Annotated in this window: 16 protein-coding genes and 5 pseudogenes; 10 read left to right on the top strand and 11 right to left on the bottom strand. The window is 64.1% G+C overall.

Translation table 11 applies throughout. From position 1 onward, the window contains the following. Positions 1–87: 87 nt before the first annotated feature. On the top strand, positions 88–1,362 hold the full coding sequence (locus XANALMUS060_RS03960) for a pyridoxal phosphate-dependent aminotransferase (RefSeq protein ID WP_045737242.1): 1,275 nt from the start codon (positions 88–90) through the stop codon (positions 1,360–1,362). Further along, positions 1,362–2,006, top strand: coding sequence for an SGNH/GDSL hydrolase family protein (locus tag XANALMUS060_RS03955; RefSeq protein WP_045737241.1), 645 nt, complete (start codon positions 1,362–1,364; stop codon positions 2,004–2,006). Before XANALMUS060_RS03960 ends, XANALMUS060_RS03955 begins: the two co-directional genes overlap by 1 nt. A 171-nt stretch (positions 2,007–2,177) precedes the next feature. Here XANALMUS060_RS03955 and XANALMUS060_RS03950 read toward each other — a convergent pair. Then, positions 2,178–2,948, bottom strand: a pseudogene (locus XANALMUS060_RS03950) (polysaccharide deacetylase family protein); the annotation flags it as partial. Between the two features lie 44 nt (positions 2,949–2,992). Between XANALMUS060_RS03950 and grxD the strand changes: the two are divergent. Continuing rightward, positions 2,993–3,919: a Grx4 family monothiol glutaredoxin gene (gene grxD / locus XANALMUS060_RS03945; RefSeq protein ID WP_045737240.1), complete on the top strand. Its 927-nt coding sequence runs from the start codon at positions 2,993–2,995 to the stop codon at positions 3,917–3,919. A 180-nt stretch (positions 3,920–4,099) separates the two neighbouring features. Here the strand turns inward: grxD and XANALMUS060_RS03940 are convergent, their stop codons facing one another. Beyond that, positions 4,100–4,645, bottom strand: coding sequence for a DUF924 family protein (locus XANALMUS060_RS03940; protein ID WP_045737239.1), 546 nt, complete (start codon positions 4,643–4,645; stop codon positions 4,100–4,102). A gap of 198 nt (positions 4,646–4,843) precedes the next feature. Here XANALMUS060_RS03940 and XANALMUS060_RS03935 point away from each other — a divergent pair, with 198 nt between their 5' ends. Continuing rightward, positions 4,844–6,463, top strand: a complete 1,620-nt coding sequence (locus tag XANALMUS060_RS03935; RefSeq protein ID WP_045737238.1) for a rhamnogalacturonan lyase B N-terminal domain-containing protein — start codon at positions 4,844–4,846, stop codon at positions 6,461–6,463. A 174-nt stretch (positions 6,464–6,637) separates the two neighbouring features. On the opposite strand, the gene XANALMUS060_RS22985 is transcribed toward XANALMUS060_RS03935, so the two are convergent. Together XANALMUS060_RS22985 and XANALMUS060_RS22980 are read right to left on the bottom strand one after the other, a co-directional pair. After that, positions 6,638–6,868, bottom strand: coding sequence for a cellulose binding domain-containing protein (locus XANALMUS060_RS22985; protein ID WP_200894006.1), 231 nt, complete (start codon positions 6,866–6,868; stop codon positions 6,638–6,640). Between the two features lie 294 nt (positions 6,869–7,162). After that, positions 7,163–7,870: pseudogene (locus XANALMUS060_RS22980) on the bottom strand (cellulase); the annotation flags it as partial. A gap of 426 nt (positions 7,871–8,296) precedes the next feature. Between XANALMUS060_RS22980 and XANALMUS060_RS03925 the strand changes: the two are divergent. Next, positions 8,297–8,635 (top strand): hypothetical protein, encoded by a 339-nt coding sequence (locus tag XANALMUS060_RS03925; RefSeq protein ID WP_045737237.1) that lies wholly within the window; start codon positions 8,297–8,299, stop codon positions 8,633–8,635. Positions 8,636–8,766: 131 nt separating this feature from the next. Here the strand turns inward: XANALMUS060_RS03925 and fghA are convergent, their stop codons facing one another. From fghA to XANALMUS060_RS18235, 4 genes and pseudogenes are all read right to left on the bottom strand, one after another. After that, positions 8,767–9,597: an S-formylglutathione hydrolase gene (gene fghA / locus XANALMUS060_RS03920; protein ID WP_045737236.1), complete on the bottom strand. Its 831-nt coding sequence runs from the start codon at positions 9,595–9,597 to the stop codon at positions 8,767–8,769. Positions 9,598–9,678: 81 nt separating this feature from the next. Beyond that, positions 9,679–10,702, bottom strand: a pseudogene (locus XANALMUS060_RS03915) (S-(hydroxymethyl)glutathione dehydrogenase/class III alcohol dehydrogenase). A gap of 17 nt (positions 10,703–10,719) precedes the next feature. After that, a pseudogene (locus tag XANALMUS060_RS03910) lies at positions 10,720–11,010 on the bottom strand (alcohol dehydrogenase catalytic domain-containing protein); the annotation flags it as partial. Continuing rightward, positions 11,007–11,579 carry a metal-sensing transcriptional repressor gene (locus XANALMUS060_RS18235; protein WP_082064897.1) on the bottom strand — a complete coding sequence of 191 codons (573 nt, stop codon included), beginning with the start codon at positions 11,577–11,579 and terminating at the stop codon, positions 11,007–11,009. The pseudogene XANALMUS060_RS03910 and the gene XANALMUS060_RS18235, both read right to left, overlap by 4 nt. Between XANALMUS060_RS18235 and XANALMUS060_RS03905 the strand changes: the two genes are divergently transcribed. Both XANALMUS060_RS03905 and XANALMUS060_RS03900 read left to right on the top strand, forming a co-directional pair. Beyond that, on the top strand, positions 11,572–12,288 hold the full coding sequence (locus XANALMUS060_RS03905) for a response regulator (protein ID WP_045737234.1): 717 nt from the start codon (positions 11,572–11,574) through the stop codon (positions 12,286–12,288). The genes XANALMUS060_RS18235 and XANALMUS060_RS03905 overlap by 8 nt on opposite strands. Further along, positions 12,285–13,766, top strand: a complete 1,482-nt coding sequence (locus XANALMUS060_RS03900; protein ID WP_045737233.1) for an ATP-binding protein — start codon at positions 12,285–12,287, stop codon at positions 13,764–13,766. The genes XANALMUS060_RS03905 and XANALMUS060_RS03900 overlap by 4 nt, the downstream gene beginning before the upstream one ends. Positions 13,767–13,809: 43 nt before the next feature. Here XANALMUS060_RS03900 and XANALMUS060_RS18230 read toward each other — a convergent pair. Both XANALMUS060_RS18230 and XANALMUS060_RS03895 read right to left on the bottom strand, forming a co-directional pair. Next, positions 13,810–14,054: pseudogene (locus XANALMUS060_RS18230) on the bottom strand (hypothetical protein); the annotation flags it as partial. 18 nt (positions 14,055–14,072) lie between these two features. Continuing rightward, complete coding sequence (locus tag XANALMUS060_RS03895; RefSeq protein ID WP_045737365.1) at positions 14,073–15,437, bottom strand: glutamate--cysteine ligase; 1,365 nt, start codon at positions 15,435–15,437, stop codon at positions 14,073–14,075. A gap of 222 nt (positions 15,438–15,659) precedes the next feature. Here XANALMUS060_RS03895 and XANALMUS060_RS03890 point away from each other — a divergent pair, with 222 nt between their 5' ends. Continuing rightward, entirely contained in the window at positions 15,660–16,355 is a 696-nt protein-coding gene (locus tag XANALMUS060_RS03890) for a VIT family protein (RefSeq protein ID WP_045737232.1), read from the top strand. Positions 16,356–16,545: 190 nt separating this feature from the next. On the opposite strand, the gene yihA is transcribed toward XANALMUS060_RS03890, so the two are convergent. Next, entirely contained in the window at positions 16,546–17,169 is a 624-nt protein-coding gene (gene yihA / locus XANALMUS060_RS03885; RefSeq protein WP_045737231.1) for a ribosome biogenesis GTP-binding protein YihA/YsxC, read from the bottom strand. 129 nt (positions 17,170–17,298) lie between these two features. On the opposite strand from yihA, the gene XANALMUS060_RS03880 reads away from it, so the two are divergent. Further along, positions 17,299–18,120, top strand: a complete 822-nt coding sequence (locus XANALMUS060_RS03880; protein ID WP_045727069.1) for a c-type cytochrome — start codon at positions 17,299–17,301, stop codon at positions 18,118–18,120. A gap of 86 nt (positions 18,121–18,206) precedes the next feature. Further along, entirely contained in the window at positions 18,207–18,848 is a 642-nt protein-coding gene (locus XANALMUS060_RS03875; protein WP_045737230.1) for a thiol:disulfide interchange protein DsbA/DsbL, read from the top strand. Positions 18,849–18,916 lie beyond the last annotated feature (68 nt).

Here is an 18,916-nt window from a genome sequence, read left to right as displayed (position 1 = left end):
GCGGATTCTAGACGCTGCCGATGCGGTCCCGGTGGTTCTATCGCATTTCCGCTACCATGCCAGTTCCACGCTCCACCGGCTAATGCGATGCCCACACCGCCGATCAAGCCGCTCGCGATTCGCGAACGTCTGTCTGAAGTCCGCTATGAAATCCGCGGAGAACTGGCCCGGCGCGCCCGTGATCTGGAGGCGCAGGGGCGCAAGCTGATCAAGCTCAATATCGGCAATCCCGGCGCATTCGGTTTCCGCGCACCGGATCATCTGCAGCGCGCGATCGCCGACGACATGGGCCGCACCGACCCCTACACTCACCAACAAGGCATGCCGGAGGCACGCGAGGCGATCGCCGCGGCCTACGCGCGACGCCAACATCCGGACGCCCATCCGGAGCGCATTTTCATCGGCAACGGGGTCAGCGAACTGATCGACCTCTCCCTGCGCGCCTTGCTCAACCCAGGCGACGAAGTGCTGGTGCCATCGCCTGACTATCCACTCTGGTCGGCGGCCACCATCCTCAACGACGGTCGCCCGGTGTACTACCGCTGCGCGCCTGACAATGGCTTCCAGCCCGATCCGGTGGAGATCGAAACACTGGTGTCCTCGCGCACCCGCGCCATCGTGCTGATCAACCCGAACAATCCCAGTGGCGCCAGTTATTCGCGCGCCCTGCTGGAGAAGATCGTCGCCATCGCGGTCAAGCACAACCTGCTGTTGATGGTCGACGAAATCTACGACCAAGTGTTGTACGACGGCACCGATTTCGTCCCCGTCGCGCCCCTGGCCGGGGAGCATCCCTGCGTTAGTTTCGGCGGCCTGAGCAAGGTGCACCGCGCCTGCGGCTGGCGGGTCGGTTGGGCGCTGCTCTCCGGTGCCGCCGAGCGCATCGGCGAGTTCCGCAATGCCATGGACCTGCTCGGCGCACTGCGCCTGTGCGCGAACGTGCCCGGCCAATTCGCCATCGACGCCGCGGTCAACGGCCCGGATACCATCTCCCCGCTCTGCACACCCGGCGGCCGCCTGTACGAAACCCGTCGCGCGGTGATCGACGCCTGCGCGGCCAGCGAACACTTGTCGCTGGTACAACCGGCCGGCGCGCTGTACGCGTTTCCAGCCGTGGTCGGCACAGCCGCACGCGGATTCGACGACCACGCCTTCGCACTGGAATTGATGAACGAAGAGGGCGTCTTGGTGGTCCCGGGCTCCAGCTTCAACGTGCCCTACCACAACCACTTCCGCGTCACCCTGTTGCCGGAAGCGGCGACGATGCGCGAGGTGTTCGCACGCATCGACCGGGTGCTGACGCGGCGCGCCGAAGCCGCCACCAAGGTGGTGCCGCTGAAACCGCGCAGCGCGGTGCGCTGATGCCACGCAAAGCAAAGACCAACACGCCGGTGCCGGACCCACGACGCTACCTGGCGCTTGGCGACTGCTACAGCATCGGCCAGAGCCTGACCGTGGAAGAAAGTTGGCCAATGCAACTGGCCGCCGCGCTGCGCACGCGCGGGGTGGCCTTGAGCGATCCGCAGATCATCGCCACCACCGGCTGGAGCACCAACCAACTCGCCACCGCCATCGACGAGGCCGCGCCACAGGGGCCGTTCGCGCTGGTGACGCTGCTGATCGGCGTCAACGATCAGTACCACGGCCACCCACTGCAGGAGTACCGTGCGCAGCTCAACTCACTGCTGCAACGTGCGATCGATTTTGCCGGCAACCAATCGCGGCGAGTGCTGATGGTCTCGATCCCGGACTGGGGCTTGAGCCCACTCGCACAACCGCCCAAGTACGACCCGGTACAGATCAGCATCCAGATCGACGCCTTCAACGCGACCGCCCAAGACTGTTGCGCCGCGCATGCGATTGGTTTCGTCGATATCACCCCGATCAGCCGCGATGGCGGCGGCGACGCACCGATGCTGGCCACCGACCGACTGCATCCGTCGGCGGCGATGTATGCGCGTTGGACCGAGCGCGTGTTACCTGCTGCATACGCTGCCCTGGCCTGACCGGCACGCCCTGATCCGCACGCGACGCCTGCTGGCAAACAACAGCCGCGCAACACCACGTCACTCCTGGTTCCGATGGTTCGGCATCGCGCATGACGGCTGATCCGCAGGCGGTTCTTCGCTGCGGTGGGCTGTCACCTGCGCGGTGCCGGCATCAGGCACCTCGGCGCGAAGCCCGCGTGCGTGCAGCGCCTGTAGCACGCCCTCCACGATCACCGGGTTGTGCCCGTGCGCCGCACCTTCATGCAGTAACACAATCGCCCCTGGAGTCAGCTTGCGGACGATGCGCGCCACGGTCGCCGCAGGGTCGCAGCGCACGCCGTCGAAGCCGCGCACGTTCCAGGCCACTCGGGTCAGGCCATGACGGCGCAGCGGTGCGGCGACAAAGGGGTTGGTCATGCCCACCACCGAGCGGTACCAGCACGGCGCGACACCGGCGATGGTGGTCAAGGTTTGCTGGGCCTGATCGATCTCGCGCGCCATGCGCTGCGGCCCCAACGCCCAGAACCAGGCATGTGGATGAGTATGACTGTGGTTGCCGATGCCATGGCCACGGCGCACGATCTCGCGCACCAGCTGTGGGCGCGCGGCAGCGCGCGCGCCGACCAAAAAGAAGGTGGCCTTGGCCTGATAGCGGTCGAGCAGCTCCAGGATCGCCACGGTGTCCTCGGACGGACCATCGTCGATCGTCAGCCATACCCGGGAGGCGCCGCCGGGCAGACGGTCGAGCACCGGCGCGTACAGCCACGCCCGTGGCAGGAAGACCGGCAGCAAAAACGCCGCATGCGACAGCAGCAACACCGGCAGGCCGATGCGCCAGCCGCAGGCCCACCAGAGCGCCGCGACCAGTGCCTGCGAGGCCAGCGCCCAGAGCAGCCAGCGGTGCGGATGAGGCGGGATACGATGCAGCGTTTCCGGAACTGTCATGCCCCATGATGCCATGCGGCGTAGAATGACCAGCCCGACTTCGCCACCGAACACCTGCCATGTCCCTGGATCCCGCCCTGCGCTCGCGCATCGAAACGCTGCTTAGCTCCAACCGCGTCGTGCTGTTCATGAAAGGTCAGCCGGGCATGCCGCAGTGCGGGTTTTCCGCCAAAGCGGTGGGCGCGCTGAACGACCTCGGCGTCGACTTCGCCCACGTCAACGTGCTGGCCGACCAGGACATCCGCGAGGGCATCAAGGTCTACGGCGACTGGCCGACGATCCCGCAGTTGTACGTGGACGGGGAGTTGATCGGCGGCAGCGACATCATTCTGCAAATGGCCGGCAATGGCGAACTGAGCGAGTTGCTGGGCGTGCCAGCCCCGGATCGCACGCCGCCGACGATCACCATCACCGACGCCGCCGCCGACATGCTGCGCGGCGCGCTGGCCGACGCCCCAGGCGCCAGCCTGGCATTGGCGATCGATGCGCAGTTCCAGCCGAACTTCCAGCTTGCGCCGACCGACCCCAACGCCATTGCCGCCGAATCCAACGGCCTGCGGGTGCAGTTCGACCCGGGCAGCGCACGCCGCGCCGACGGCATCACCATCGACTGGGTGGACGACCTGCGCGGGCGCGGCCTGGCCATCGACAACCCCAACGCACCCAAGCCGGTACAGGACATCAGCCCGCGCGACGCCGACGACCAGGTCCGCGCCGGCAACCTGATCCTGGTGGACGTGCGCCCACCGGAGGAGCGCGCCGTCGCCGCGGTGAATGTGGCATTCCGCTCACTGGACGGCGAGCAGCGCGCGCAATTGGAAGCCCTGCCGAAGGACACCGCGCTGGCGTTCTTGTGCCATCGCGGCGGGCGCAGTGCACAGGCAGCCGAACACTTCCGCGCGCTCGGTTTCACTCGGGTACACAACGTGATCGGCGGCATCGACGCCTGGACAGACCAAGTGGACGGCAGCGTCCCGAAGTATTGAGCCGTTCACGCCCACGGCCACCATCAGCGCAACGGGCAGGCGCAAGATCATGCGCTCGTGCAGCCACGCATACACCGATCCATCCACTGCGCCGCGCCGATGCACCGTGTGCATCGCCACGGCGCAGTGGATGGGATGGCGCACGATGATTGCCTTCGGTGCGCAGACGCATTTGGCCGCTCAGCCAATGCCCGCGTCGACCTGCAGAAAATCGTTCTCCTCCTGCGTGGCTTGCCGTCCCAACGCCGCATTGCGATGCGGAAAACGACCGAAACGCTGGATCACATCCTCGTGCATCACCGCCCATTGCAACGCCTGGGCATCGGCAAGCGCGCTGAACAATTCCACCGCCTGGCGTTGCAACGCGACATCCTCGGCATGCGTGTAAGGCAGATAAAAAAACATCCGCAACGTCGCATCCGTCTGCCGATCGAACCCGTCCACCAACGCCTGATGCGCGTAATAGCAGGCCAGTCCGTCGGTGGCGTAAGCATGCGCACTGCCACGGAACACGTTGCGCGGCACTTGATCGAGCAACAGCAACAGCGCCAGTGCACCTTCGGCATCGCCCATCCACCCCGCATATTCGCCGCGCGCGGCGGCATGGTGGGTGTCCAGCAAGTGTTGGCGGACATTGGCGTCGAAGGATTCGTTGACGGCGAACCAGCGCTCACGGCCAGCACTACGCCAGAAATCCACGACAGCCTGCGGGGTGATTTCGCTCATCGCGGCGTCTCTCTGGCTTCAATACAGTTGCATAACAGATCCCGCGTCGCGATGCAGTGCAGAGCCGGCCAGCGTCAGCGTCGACACGGCAGGAAACAGAGCATGGACCGCGTGGCGACTTGTACCTGAAGCGAAACATATCGATGTCAAGGTGATATCCACACCTGATTTTGTAGATTAATTAAAGACCCACATCCCATGAGAAATGCCTGCGTGCGCACCGTTTTTTCCCTGATCTTGTTTTGTCTCGCAGTGGGCGGCGCACTGCCTGCTGTGGCCCAGAATGGAACCTTCGGCCTCAGCCACAGCGGCGGGCGCTTCATCGTCGATAGCGGCGCCAATCTGGTGTTCAGCGTGGATGACAGCAATGGCGACTTGGTGTCGATGCGCTATCGCGGCACCGAGTTGCAGAGTACCGAGCCCAAAGGCTCGCAGATGGCCTCAGGACTCGGCACAGCGACCGTGGTGGCGCGCACCGTGGGCGACACCATCGTCATCTCGGCTCAGGCCGGCGATCTGACCCATTACTACATGGCGCACAAAGGCCGCAATGCGATTTACATGGCTACCTATGCGCCCACCTTGCTGCCCATCGGCGAATTGCGCTTCGTCACACGGCTCAATGTCGACCTGCTGCCGAACGCCGACCGCGAACCGGACTCCAACGTCGGTACCGCGATTGAAGCCAAGGACGTGTTTTTGCTTCCCGACGGCCGCACCAGCTCCAAGTTCTATTCTGCGCGGCGTGCAATCGACGACAGCATCCATGGCGTGAGCGGCACGAACGTGGCCGTTCGCATGTGGATGGGGAACCGCGAATACAGCTCCGGCGGCCCATTCTTCAAAGACATCGCCACGCAAAAGACCGTGGTCACCCACGAGTTGTACAACTACATGTTTTCCAATCACACCCAGACCGAGTCCTATCGCGGCGGTCTGCATGGCGTGTATGCCCTGCTGTTCACCGACGGTGGCCCAGCGCCGGACGCGGCGACCGATCTCAGCTTCGTCGATGCGAGGCTGAAACTAAAAGGCTTCGTGGACAACACCGGCCGCGGCGCGGTATCCGGTCAGGTCTCGGGCGTAGCGAACGGGCAACCGGCCGTCGTCGGCCTGAGCAACGACCAGGCGCAGTACTGGGCAAGCGCGGACTCGACAGGACAATTCCAGATCGCCAGCGTGCTTCCTGGACACTATCGCATCACGCTCTACCAAAACGAACTCGAGGTTGCGCAGGACACGCTCGAAGTCGATGCCGGCACCACCACGCAGACCGCATTGCAAGCGGTGCCGCTGCAGGGCCAGGTACAGTGGCAGATCGGCGTGCCCGACGGCACTCCCGGCGGTTTCCGCAATGCCAGCCTGTTGCCCACGATGCATCCCTCCGACCAGGCCATGGCGCCTTGGGGGCCGCTGACCTACCGCGTGGGAACCAGCGCGCTTGAGGATTTTCCGGCGGTGCAATGGCACGGCGTCAACACGCCCACGCGCATTGAGTTCGTCCTCGGCGCCGACCAAGTCCGCGACTATCGCTTGCGGATGTTCGTCCCACTGACACAAGCCGGTGCGCGCCCGCAAGTGAGCGTGAACAGCCAATGGACTGGCCCGGTGCCAGCGCGCCCCAATCAACCAGACAGCCGCGGCATTACCCGCGGCACCTATCGCGGTAACAACACCGTGTACCTTGTCGACATCCCGGCCACGGCCTTGCAGGCCGGCCTCAATTGGCTGGACATCGATACAGTTTCCGGCTCGCCGGACAATGGCTTTCTCGGCCCGGCTGTCGTCTTCGACAGCGTGCAACTGATCGTGCCATAAGCTGATCGTGCCTTGAAGGTTGCACGGATGCGGGAACGCCCTTGCAACCTGGGTGATGCAGCGGATTGCAAAGAAATATGCCTGGACGACCGAGAACGGTCATCCAGGCATACCCTCATCGTTTGAACAACCCAGCCCGATAGTGCTTTGCTGGGTTATTCAGACCTCTTGATCTCAACGGCTGGCGCAGAAGCCGAACTCGGCCATGGCACCAGGCGCCAGAGTCTTGTTCCAATCCATACCCGCAGCGTTGAGCGTGCTGCCGGACTGCGTCCAAATCGCATTCCATAGGTTGTTGATCCTGCCGCTGATCGGCTGGCTGATTGCCCAGTTGCCTGCGCTAGTACCGGTATTGGTCACCTGCACGCGCTCGCAATAGCCGACATGCCAGTCGCTGTCGACAATGGTACGCGTGCTGAAGCTCGGGCCGCCGGTGGAACCACCGCCACCCGTGGAGCCACCACCGCCAGTGGAACCGCCGCCACCCGTGGAGCCACCACCGCCAGTCGAGCCGCCGCCACCCGTGGAACCGCCACCGCCAGTGGAACCGCCGCCACCTGTGGAGCCACCACCGCCAGTGGAACCGCCGCCACCTGTGGAGCCACCGCCGCCAGTGGAACCGCCGCCACCCGTGGAGCCACCACCGCCAGTCGAGCCGCCACCACCCGTGGAGCCACCGCCGCCAGTGGAACCGCCAGTCTTCGCATCGATGTTCGCCGTGATATCGATCCAACCTTTGCCGCGCACCACTTCGAAGCCAGTTTCAACCACATGCAGATACAGCGAATCGCTGTAGCGACCATCCTGACTACGATTAGCCTGCAACCAATTTAGGAATTGCTTCACGTCAACATTGAGGCTACCGCTGGTCGGCAGATTGGCTTGGCCGGCAGTGCCGTGCGGGATGAAGGTGTACACGTAATAGCCGGCGGCGCTGTTATCTCCTTCCCACAAGTCGAAGGTATAGCCACCAGCAGTAATCACGTTGGTGGCGGTGGGCTGGCCTATCGGATAAGAGTTATTCCCCGCCCAGATCATCAATTCCAGCTGTGGCACGTCCTTGTTTGCGTCGTGGCGGAAGAACATGTCGTAGGCGAAGTCGCCGTGCAGGTCAGTGCCACCAGCAGTGTAAGAAAACTGGACCGGGATCGATGTCAACGAGGACACCTGGGCCGGGAACAAGTTATCGCCGGCCGGATTCCAGCCGTAGTGGTAGCCACGCAGGATCGCCGGATAACCGTACAGATTATTGTTAGAGTAGTTGAAGGACACATTCAATTCCGGCGTGGTGCCGCTACCAAACGTGCCTTGCATGCCGTGGTTCGGATCGCCGAAATCGTTGACCCAGGCGTAATGGCTCCCATAGACCTTGTTCGGTCCAGCCATAACCAGTGGCACGGCGGCCATACACGCCAGTGCGAGCAGTGTCTGCAAGGGACGGCGTGTCTTCCGCGGGACACCCGCGACCATCTTGATGTTGTGCATCGGAATTTTCCTTATGGAAACAGCCATTCGCTGTCTTACACGACGCTAACAAGATGTCCGCAGATTGAGCTATGAAAAGAACATCTGATCTCATGCACGAACGGCAATAGTGTTAGGTCGGCACAGTATAAAGCGTGCGCGAACACTCACTTCCAGGCCATTAGCAACATCCGACAACGCGCATTGTCTACCGGGCTGACCACTGCCATGTGCCTATCCAGCGTCGATATAAGATCGTCGATGGGCTGTAGCGCGACGGTTGCGCTAGCGACGAGGCGGCCGCACTGCGTGCCGGATGGTAGTCTTGCTCTGCTAGGCTGCATCGCCTTGCATCACGGAAAAACATTTATGACCGTCACCTATTCGATCAGCCTGCCCGATCCCTCCCGTGCGCGCGGCAGCCAGCCGTCGCTGAGTTTCAACGCACATGGCGCCGATGCCTTCGCCGAACAGTTGCAAACCGCGCTGCGCGACCCAGGCTGGTGTGAGCGCTGGCACGCATTGCAGCCAGATCCGGACGAGGTGGATCCAGCCCAGGCCATCACCGATCCCAATGCACGCGTCACCGGCAGGCAGAATGACCTGCGCATCGACCTGTCCGTCACGACCAGCATCCCCGGCGACATCCTGAGGCAGCGCATGCGCTTGCTTGCCGGCAGCTTCTGGGAACTGCACGACGTGCGCTGAAAGAGCACGTCACTCTCACGCACGACGCGCGTGACGCAGCCGCACAGTCGATGTCCGAGCATGGCGATTTGCCTGCACCCACCCAAGGCTGACCACACACCAAAAACCAGCCGACGTACCCCTCGCTGCGCTCAGTCGCGCAGCGCGCGCGCGTGGAAGGCGATGTGCTCGCCGATGAAGCTGGCGACGAAGTAGTAACTGTGGTCGTAACCGGGCTGCAAGCGCAAGGTCAACGGATAGCCAGCGGCATCGGCCGCATCCTGCAGTAACTGCGGCCGCAGTTGCGCCTCCAGGAACGCATCGTCACCGCCCTGGTCGATCAGCATCGGCAGATGCTCGCGGGCCGTGCGGATCAGTGCGCTGGCGTCATACGCCGACCACTGCGTGCGATCCTCGCCCAAATATGCGGTAAAGGCTTTCTCACCCCACGGCACTTGCGTCGGCGCAACGATCGGCGCGAACGCCGACACGCTGCGGAAGCGACCTGGATTCTTCAGCGCGACCACCAGTGCGCCATGCCCTCCCATCGAATGGCCGCTGATCGCACGGCGACCATTGTGCGGAAACTGCGCTTCGACCAACGCCGGCAATTCCTCCACCACGTAGTCGTACATGCGGTAATGCGTGGCCCACGGCGCGCGCGTGGCGTTGACATAGAAGCCTGCACCGATGCCCAAGTCATAGCCATCGGCATCGGCGACGTCATCGCCGCGCGGACTGGTATCGGGTGCGACCAGGATCACCCCATGCTCGGCGGCATAACGCTGCGCACCGCACTTGATGATGAAATTCTGCTCGGTGCAGGTCAATCCACTGAGCCAGTACAACACCGGCAACGCTGCGTGCTCTGCCTGCGGCGGCAGATACACCGCGATGTGCATCGTGCAGCCGAGGGCCGTGGAATTGTGACGATAGACGTCCTGCCAACCACCGTGACAGGCATGGTGTTCGATGCGCTCCATGAGTGACTCCTGTGTTTGGAAACTACCTGCGTGCCACATGGCGCGTGCACGACACCGCCGCGCAACGCAACGAACCGTCGATCAGAAATGGATGACGGTACGGATCGACTTGCCTGCATGCATCAGATGAAACGCTTGGTTGATCTCATCCAGCGGCAAGGTGTGGGTAATGAACGGATCCAGGTCGATTTCGCCTCGCATTGCCTGCTCGACCATGCCCGGCAACTGCGTGCGGCCCTTGACTCCACCGAACGCGCTGCCGCGCCACACCCGGCCAGTCACCAACTGAAACGGACGCGTGCTGATTTCCTGACCAGCACCGGCCACGCCAATGATGACGCTCTCACCCCATCCCTTGTGACAGCACTCCAAGGCCGCGCGCATCACCTGCACATTACCGATGCACTCGAAACTGAAATCCACACCGCCATCGGTCATCGCGACAATCACTTCTTGGATCGGACTGGCATGGTCTTTGGGATTGAGGCAGTCGGTGGCACCCATGCGCCGTGCCAATACGAACTTGTCCGGATTGGTGTCGATCGCGAGAATGCGCCCCCCGCCTTTGCCTGCAACGCGCCCTGGATCACCGCCAGACCGATACCGCCCAGTCCGAACACCGCCACCGAATCACCCGGCTTGACCTTGGCGGTATTGTGTACCGCGCCGATCCCGGTGGTGACGCCGCATCCGAGCAGACACACCTTCTCCAACGGTGCCTGCGGATCGACCACGGCCAGGGAAATCTCCGGCACCACCGTGTATTCGCTAAAAGTGCTGCAGCCCATGTAGTGGTGGATCGGCTGGCCGTTATAGGAAAAGCGCGTGGTGCCGTCGGGCATCAGGCCTTTNTCACGTGATCGCCCACCTTCACGCTGGTCACTCCCTCGCCCACCGCTTCGACGATGCCCCCGCCTTCGTGGCCGAGCACCGCCGGAAAGATCCCTTCCGGATCGTCGCCGGACAGGGTGAACGCATCGGTATGACAAACGCCGGTGTGGGTGATCCTGACCAGCACTTCGCCCTGACGCGGCGGCGCGACATCGATCTCCACGACCTGCAGCGGCTGACCTGCTGCGAAGGCAACGGCGGCACGGGATTTCATGGGCGTTCTCCTGACTGAAACTTGCACGCGCGACACTCGGCCGTGTACAGCGGAATCACGTGATCGCCCACCTTCACGCTGGTCACTCCCTCGCCCACCGCTTCGACGATGCCCCCGCCTTCGTGGCCGAGCACCGCCGGAAAGATCCCTTCCGGATCGTCGCCGGACAGGGTGAACGCATCGGTATGACAAACGCCGGTGTGGGTGATCCTGACCAGCACTTCGCCCTGACGCGGCGGCGCGACATCGATCTCCACGACCTGCAGCGGCTGACCTGCTGCGAAGGCAACGGCGGCACGGGATTTCATGGGCGTTCTCCTGACTGAAAAACCGAGGCAATGCGACCGGTGACACGGGATGACGCAAGATACGAGCGGACCAACAGACACAGCTTGCGTAAACGCCAATGGCCCAATGCTTCACGCACATGCGCCTGCATCACCGATGCCATCAGACTGCCAACCGCAGCGCATAGCGCCGCGATCTGCTGAGGCAAGGGCGCGCAATCCGAACTACCTTGCAGCGCCCGCTCCACTGCCTCGCTCTGCCCGCGCGCACGGCGGATGGGAAACAGAACACACGTCCTTTCGTGCAGGTGTGTGGCATGCGATTGGACGTTGAAACATATACTAAAGATAGTATCTGTACGATCGGCAAAAAGGAACGGCGAACCCTGTCCACACCGTGCCGACCGGCCTGCCCTGCATCGCGCGGGCAGCAGACAAAAACCGCCATGAAGCCGCAACCTATGATGATCCGACGACCATACCCTGGCCGGAGATCGGTGAACAGACGCTGGCCGCACCAGTTCCAGACAGCCGTCACCACGTCTAGACTGACCGAATACCTTATGACCCTCCCTCAAGATCGTGGACATGAAATCCTTCATCCTGGTCGTCGACGACGACCCGGACCTGCGCCGACTCATCAGCGAGTTCCTGAGCGAACACGGCTATCAGGTAGAGGCCGCCGAGACAGTGGCGCAAATGCGCCAATTGATGGCCGAACGGCAACCCGACCTGATCGTTCTGGACGTGATGATGCCCGGCGAAGACGGGCTCAGCGCAGCGCGCCAACTCGCCAGCGAGCGCGGCGCACCCGCCGTCATCATGCTCAGCGCACTGGGTAGCGACACCGACCGCATCATCGGCCTGGAAGTGGGCGCCGACGATTACCTGGCCAAACCCTGCAATCCACGCGAACTGCTGGCGCGCGTGCGCGCCCTACTGCGCCGCAGTCAAGCGACGATGCTGGCGCCGGAAGCGCGCGGCAACGTCTACGAATTCGCTGGCTGGCGGCTGGACGTGATCCGTCGCGATCTGCGTGACCCCACTGGCATCTTCATCAATCTCTCCGACGGCGAGTTCGCCCTGCTGCGCACCTTCGTCGAACACCCGCAACGTGTCCTCAGCCGCGATCAATTGCTCGACTACGCGCGCGGGCGCGACACCGAGGTCTACGATCGCGCCATCGACAGCCAGATCAGCCGTCTACGCCGCAAGATCAACGAGCGCGTGCAGACCGAATTGATCCGCACCGTGCGCAACGAAGGCTACATGCTGTTGCCGAGCGTCGCCCGCCTGTGAGCGCGTCCAAGCGCGGCTTGCCGATTTTCGCACGCACCTTTCTGTTGCTCATCGTGGCGTTGCTGGCGGCACAACTGATCGGCATCGCCCTGGTTTTGCGCACACCGGTCTACGAGATGCCGGTGCATCCACCGGAAGTGATCGCGCTGCTCAGCACCCGGATGCCCGCACGCACGCAGACGCTGAAAGTCCAGGACTCTGCGCGCGCGCCATTGCCGGCCCCGGATCAAGTCCGCGATCGCATGGCCGAACGCCTGATAGCGCATTGGCTGGCAGTGGAGCAGGAAGAAGTACGGTTCTACCGCAATAGCGACGGTCGCCTCGACCGCCTGCGCTTCCGGCTGGGGGAGCCACCACCGCAACTCGCCTCTGCAGCATCGGCCCAAAGCGCAGACACGCCCTCCTCGCACGTTGTGGTCGATCCCACACCACCGCGCACCGTGCTCAGGGATACGACCCGCAACAACGCCTTCGACGCAACGATGCGCGGTGGTGTGGGCTGGCGCGAACATGGCTTCGCCCCAGAGGTGCCGCTGCTGGATGGCTTCACCGCCGCGCTACACCAACCCGATGGCAGTTGGCGCAGCGTGATGTCACCGCCGCAGCGCTTTTCCAGCGAATTCAAGACCAAGGTGGTGATGCTGCTCTTGGCCGGCATGTTGGCGATGCTCCCGCTGGCCTGGTGGTTCTCGCGGGCGCTGTCGGCGCCGATCCGACGCTTTGCCGAAGCCGCCGACCGTCTGGGCCGCAATCCCAACGCACAGCCACTACAGCGCAGCGGTCCCAGCGAGATCGTGCAAGCCGCCGACTCGTTCAACGCGATGCAAGCCCGCCTGAACCGCCTGATCAACGAACGCACGCACATGGTCGCCGCGATCGCTCACGACCTGCGCACACCACTGGCGCGCCTGGCGTTCCGTCTGGAGAGCCTGCAGCCACCGTTGCGCGACAAAACCATGGCCGACATCGACGAGATGAAAGCAATGATTTCCGCCGCACTGAACTTCATCCACAACGATAACCATCGCACTCCCCGCTCTCCGCTGGATTTCCGCCTTCTCGTAGAAAGCGTGGTGGACGATGCCAGCGACACCGGCGCCGACGTCAGCCTGCACGCCGGCCAGGCCATCACCCTCGACGGCGACCCGCTATCACTGCGGCGCATGGTGATGAACCTGGTGCAAAACGCCTTGAAGTACGGCAAGCGCGCACGCGTGCACCTGCGGCGCGAAGCCAACGAGTGCGTGCTGTGGATCGACGACGATGGTCCCGGCATCGATCCAACGCAACGCGAAAAACTGTTTCTGCCGTTCTTCCGTGGTGAAAACTCGCGCAACCGCGACACCGGCGGCATCGGCCTTGGCCTATCGGTGGCGCACAGCACGGTGCTCGCGCACGGTGGTGTAATCGAGCTGAACAATCGTCCCGAAGGCGGCTTGCGGGTGTGCGTGACACTGCCTTGCCAAGCGAGCACATGAATCCGCAAACAAGACGGACGCGGCTGACCCGCCTAACGTCGTTTTGCCGACTGCCGTGTTCTACCGCGCTTTCCCGCTGCAACGCCGCCTTCATCCTGGCCAGTCCATCGGGATGGGCCAGCCCGCGAACGTCTCGAGGATGGTGCTGCCACGCACCAGATAGAACGTCGGCGTAGCGATGCTGTGCAGGAAGGCCCAGTCGCTGCGCCGATACATCAGGTGCATCGGCAGCATGGGCTGGTGGCGATTCCATTGCGCGATGCCGTCGATGGAAGGGCTAGGGCCTGGCTCGGCGACGCGTCCACCTCAGTAAGCGAACTCGTCGAATACCCTATCGATATCGCCCTGCCAGGCACCGTGGTACAGCGCCAGCTTGCGCTCGGCGGCGGTCTCGCCATCGTGCAGGATCTCCACCAGCGGTTCGAGGAAACGTGATTCGTCCTGGCCATCGCGATTCAAGCATGCACGGCGACGCAATCCAGCCAGGGCGATTTTCACCGCTTCGGTGGCGAGGTCCTGCACGCTGCCATGACGGAACGGCAACTTCAGGGCGTGGCGCGGCACGCCGTCGCGCAGGGCGTGGCGTTCGCTCAGGCTGAAATCCTTGACCAAGTCCCAGGCCGCATCCAGCGCCGCGTCGTCGTACAGCAGTCCGACCCAGAACGCCGACAGTGCGCACAGCCGCCCCCATGGCCCGGCGTCGGCGCCGCGCATTTCCAGATATTTCTTCAATCGCACTTCCGGAAACGCCGTGGTCATGTGATCGGACCAATCGCGCAGGGTCGGCAACGCACCGGGTAGCGCCGGCAACGCGCCGCGCATGAAATCGCGAAAGCTCTGCCCGCTGGCATCGATATAGGTGCCGTCGCGATAAGAGAAATACATCGGCACGTCCAGCAGGTAATCGACATAGCGCTCGTAACCGAAGCCATCCTCGAAGACGAAATCGAGCATGCCGGTGCGGCCGGCGTCGGTATCGGTCCAGATGTGCGAGCGGTAGCTGAGGTAGCCGTTGGGCTTGCCTTCGGTAAATGGCGAATCGGCGAACAGCGCGGTGGCAATCGGCTGCAGCGCGAGCGAAACACGGAATTTCTTGATCATGTCCGCTTCGCTGGCATAGTCCAGGTTGACCTGGACGGTGCAGGTGCGGGTCATCATGTCCAAACCGAGCCCGCCGACCTTGGGCATGTACGCCTGCATGATCTTGTAGCGGCCCTTGGGCATCCATGGCATGTCGTCGCGGCGCCATTTCGGCTGGAAGCCCATGCCGAGAAAGCCCAGGCCCAATTGATCGGCCACCTGCTTGACCTCGTTGAGGTGGCTGCCCACTTCCACGCAGGTCTCGTGGATGGTCTGCAGCGGCGCGCCGGACAGTTCCAACTGCCCGGCCGGCTCCAGCGTCACCGAAGCCCCATCGCGCAACAGGGCGATGGTACGTCCGGCTTCGCGCACCGGCTCCCAGCCGAATCGGGTGAGACCGAGCAGCAAGGCTTCGATCCCGCGCTCGCCGTCGAACGTCGGCGGCCGTAGATCGTCCAGGCGGAAACCGAATTTCTCATGCTCGGTGCCGATGCGCCACTGCGCCTGGTGCTTTTCTCCGGAGGCCAACACCTGAACCAGTTCGGCGCGGTCGGTGATCGGTGTCTCGGCAACGTGACTGGGGCTCGACAAGGGCAGCACTCGCACGAAAAGAAGGAGCAATGTGGGGGTCATCCGCCGCCATCGCAAGGCCGGCACTGTAGACCGCCGACGACATCGCGCACATCACGACGGGCGGTAACGCAGTATTCCATGGCCGCCACGCTGGCGACGTCGAGAGTGAGACGCAGCCACAAGCCCCGCCACCGACTCGGCTAAGCTGCCATCTTTGCCTATTTCGCAACAGGTGTCGCAATGCGCCCCGCCCACTCAGAACGACACCGCTCCGACCGCGCCGGCTGGCTGCGCGCAGCCGTGCTCGGTGCCAACGACGGCATTCTCTCCGTGGCCGGCCTGGTGGTTGGCGTCGCCAGCAGCGGCGCCACCACCACCACCGTGCTGACCACCGGCATCGCCGGTCTGGTCGCTGGCGCGATGTCGATGGCCGCTGGCGAGTACGTCTCAGTGCAGTCGCAGGCGGATACCGAACACGCGGACCTGGCGCAGGAACGCCGCGAACTGCACGAAGATCCGCAAAGCGAACTGGAAGAGCTCACCGCGATCTACCGCCAGCGCGGACTGGACCCGGCGCTGGCGCGCCAGGTTGCCGAACAATTGACCGCACACGATGCGCTGGGCGCGCATGCGCGCGACGAACTCGGCATCACCGAAAGCCTGCGCGCCCGCCCATTGCAGGCCTCGGCCGCCTCGGCGGCGGCATTTTGCGCTGGCGCGGCGCTGCCGGTCGTCGCGGCCTGGCTGGCACCGACCGGGCAGCAACTCTGGGTCACCGGCGCGGCAACCCTGGCCGGGCTGTCGCTGACCGGCGCGCTGGCCGCTCGTGCCGGTGGCGCGTCAGGCGCGCGCGGCGCGGCACGCGTGCTGTTCTGGGGAACACTGGCAATGCTGACCACTGGCGCGATCGGGCACCTGTTCGGCGTACATGTCTGAACGCGGCTAGCGCGCGCACTCGGCCATGCCCGCACCGCTGACCATGCCCGACAACGATCACACTGCATGGGCAGCGACTCGCACAGCGGTGGCATACGCAAGGTTATCGGTGATCGCCTGACACCTCGCCCGCCATCCACCACCTGAAGACGGCAATGGGCAGAGCGCCCGCGCAGGTCGAGCGCGCAGCTCAAGGCGCGACGGACGGCGCAGCCTCCAGCCCCAACCAATCGCCGACGATGGCACGCGCCTCGTCCACGCCCTGACGGCTCGCGCCGGAAAAAGTCTGCACACCGACCGTATCGCCGAACGCCATGAGCAGCTCCTTGCGCACCTGCTGCAACGCTTGCGCCTGCTGACCACGGCCGAGCTTGTCGGCCTTGGTCAGCAGCGCATGCGCCGGCAACCCGCGTTGCACGGCATAGCGCAGCATTTGCCGGTCGTAATCCTTGAGCGGATGCCGGATGTCCATCACCACCACCAATCCACGCAAAGCCTGACGCGTGCGGAAATACGCATCGATGAACGACTGCCAGTGCGCCTGCAGTTCCTGCGGCACCTTGGCATAGCCGTAGCCAGGAAGATCGACCAGATAACGCTCCGGCTGCACCTGGAAGAACACCAGTTGCTGGGTGCGTCCAGGCGTCTTGGAGACACGGGCCAACGCGTTCTGCCGGGTGAGCGCGTTCAACGCGCTGGATTTCCCAGCGTTGGAACGACCGGCGAATGCCACTTCCCAGCCATCATCGTCGGGCAACTGGCGGGCGTTGTGGGCGGAAAGCAGATAGTGAGCACGTTCGAGGATCAGCGACATGCCGCTAGGATCGCACGTCTGCCCGCCAAGGCGGGCTGCGTTGACCACTGGGCAGGGGCGCGAGGATAATCGCGCGAATGCGGTCGCCGCTTCGGCAGCCGCGAGGTCGGGTCATACGGAGCTTCAGCAATGCGCCACGCTCGCGTTCTTGCCTTTGCCGGTCTAGCCGTTTCCATCGCCGCCGCTGTCGCGTTCGCGCAGACCGCCGTGGTGCCTATCCCCGACAACGCGCCGGTGCGCACCATGCCGCTGGAAAGCGACGTCGGCAAGGTCGCCTGGGGCGATGCCAAGGCTGGCCAGGCCAAGGCCGCCAACTGTGCCGCCTGCCACGGGCCCGACGGCAACCCCTCGCTGGCCATGTATCCACGCATCGCCGGCCAGATGGAACGCTACAGCGCGCGGCAAATGGCGCTGATCGCCCACGGCGAACGCACCAGTGGCGCAGTCGCGGCGATGGTGCCGTTCGTGCAGGCACTCAGCCCGCAGGATATGCGCGACATCGGTGCCTACTTCGCCACGCAAAAGGCCGGTGCCGGCATCGCCGACGATGCGGTGATCGCCGAAGGGCCTTACGCGGGCATGAAGTTCTACGAGGTCGGCCAGCAGTTGTACCGTGGTGGCGACCCCACACGCGGCATTCCCGCGTGCATGGCTTGCCATGGCCCGACCGGCGCCGGCAATCCCGGCCCGGCGTATCCGCATCTGGCCGGTCAACGCGCCGACTACGTGGCGCGACGTCTGCAGGAATACCAGGCCGGTACCACCCAGGAACGCGACCCAACGCTGTTCAAGATCATGGCGCAGGTCGCCAAACCGCTGACCGACCAGGAGATCAAAGCGCTCGGCAGCTATCTGCAGGGCCTGCACGACCATGCCGACGATGCCGCCGCCACGCCGGCCAAACCTGCACCGTCCATGCCCCAACAGGGAGCACCTGCGCAACAATCCTGACCGCGCCGCCATTGGCGGCACCCACCCCGTCCCAGCCTCGCGCCGGTCCCGATGACCGGCGTTCGTTTTTGCCCATTGGAGATCGCATGAAACGACTGTTCCACCTGCTGTTGTGCCTGCTCGCCCTGCTGCCGCTTAGCGCCTTCGCGCAACCCAAGCCGGCAGCGCTGGTGGAAGGCCAGGACTACACCGTGATCGCCGACCCCAAGCCGTTCGCACCACTGGCTGGCAAAATCGAAGTCGTGGAACTGTTCGGCTACACCTGCCCGCATTGCGCGCATTTCGAACCAATGTTCGAGGAGTGGAGCGCCAAGCAGGGCAAGGATGTGCGTGTGACCCTGGTCCCGGCCGCGTTCGGCGGTTTCTGGGACAACTTCGCCAGCGCCTTCTATGCCGCGCAGCAATTGGGCGTGCAGAGCCGCAGCCACCACGCCATGTTCGAGGCGATCCACGACAAGCACAGCGTGCCGACGCAGAACGTCGCACCGCAGGAACTGGCCACGTTCTATGCCGCCTACGGCGTGAAGCCGCACGACTTCATCGCCGCCTACGAAAGCCCGCAAGTGGCCGCGCAAGTAAAGGCCGCGCGCGACTTCGCCATCCACAGCGACATCGCCGGCACCCCCGCACTGGTGGTCAACGGCAAGTATCTGGTCAAGGGCAAGAACTTCGAAGACATGCTGCGTATCACCGACGCCCTTGTCGCGGGCGCGCGCGCCGGCAAGTAACCAGCCACAGTCCTCGATCCCCGGCATGGCATCATGGCGGCACTGCCGGCCCGCGTTTGCTGCGGGTC

The organism is Xanthomonas sp. MUS 060 (genome assembly GCF_000963215.1).
Taxonomy (GTDB): Bacteria; Pseudomonadota; Gammaproteobacteria; order Xanthomonadales; family Xanthomonadaceae; genus Xanthomonas_A.
This window is presented reverse-complemented; position numbering and strand designations above follow the sequence as displayed.

Bases quoted from the DNA above. Each gene is read 5' to 3' on its own strand.
- XANALMUS060_RS03960 (WP_045737242.1), top strand. From the start codon at position 88: ATGCCCACACCGCCGATCAAGCCGCTCGCGATTCGCGAACGTCTGTCT.
- XANALMUS060_RS03955 (WP_045737241.1), top strand. From the start codon at position 1,362: ATGCCACGCAAAGCAAAGACCAACACGCCGGTGCCGGACCCACGACGC.
- grxD (WP_045737240.1), top strand. From the start codon at position 2,993: ATGTCCCTGGATCCCGCCCTGCGCTCGCGCATCGAAACGCTGCTTAGC.
- XANALMUS060_RS03940 (WP_045737239.1), bottom strand. From the start codon at position 4,645: ATGAGCGAAATCACCCCGCAGGCTGTCGTGGATTTCTGGCGTAGTGCT.
- XANALMUS060_RS03935 (WP_045737238.1), top strand. From the start codon at position 4,844: ATGAGAAATGCCTGCGTGCGCACCGTTTTTTCCCTGATCTTGTTTTGT.
- XANALMUS060_RS03925 (WP_045737237.1), top strand. From the start codon at position 8,297: ATGACCGTCACCTATTCGATCAGCCTGCCCGATCCCTCCCGTGCGCGC.
- fghA (WP_045737236.1), bottom strand. From the start codon at position 9,597: ATGGAGCGCATCGAACACCATGCCTGTCACGGTGGTTGGCAGGACGTC.
- XANALMUS060_RS18235 (WP_082064897.1), bottom strand. From the start codon at position 11,579: ATGTCCACGATCTTGAGGGAGGGTCATAAGGTATTCGGTCAGTCTAGA.
- XANALMUS060_RS03890 (WP_045737232.1), top strand. From the start codon at position 15,660: ATGCGCCCCGCCCACTCAGAACGACACCGCTCCGACCGCGCCGGCTGG.
- yihA (WP_045737231.1), bottom strand. From the start codon at position 17,169: ATGTCGCTGATCCTCGAACGTGCTCACTATCTGCTTTCCGCCCACAAC.
- XANALMUS060_RS03880 (WP_045727069.1), top strand. From the start codon at position 17,299: ATGCGCCACGCTCGCGTTCTTGCCTTTGCCGGTCTAGCCGTTTCCATC.
- XANALMUS060_RS03875 (WP_045737230.1), top strand. From the start codon at position 18,207: ATGAAACGACTGTTCCACCTGCTGTTGTGCCTGCTCGCCCTGCTGCCG.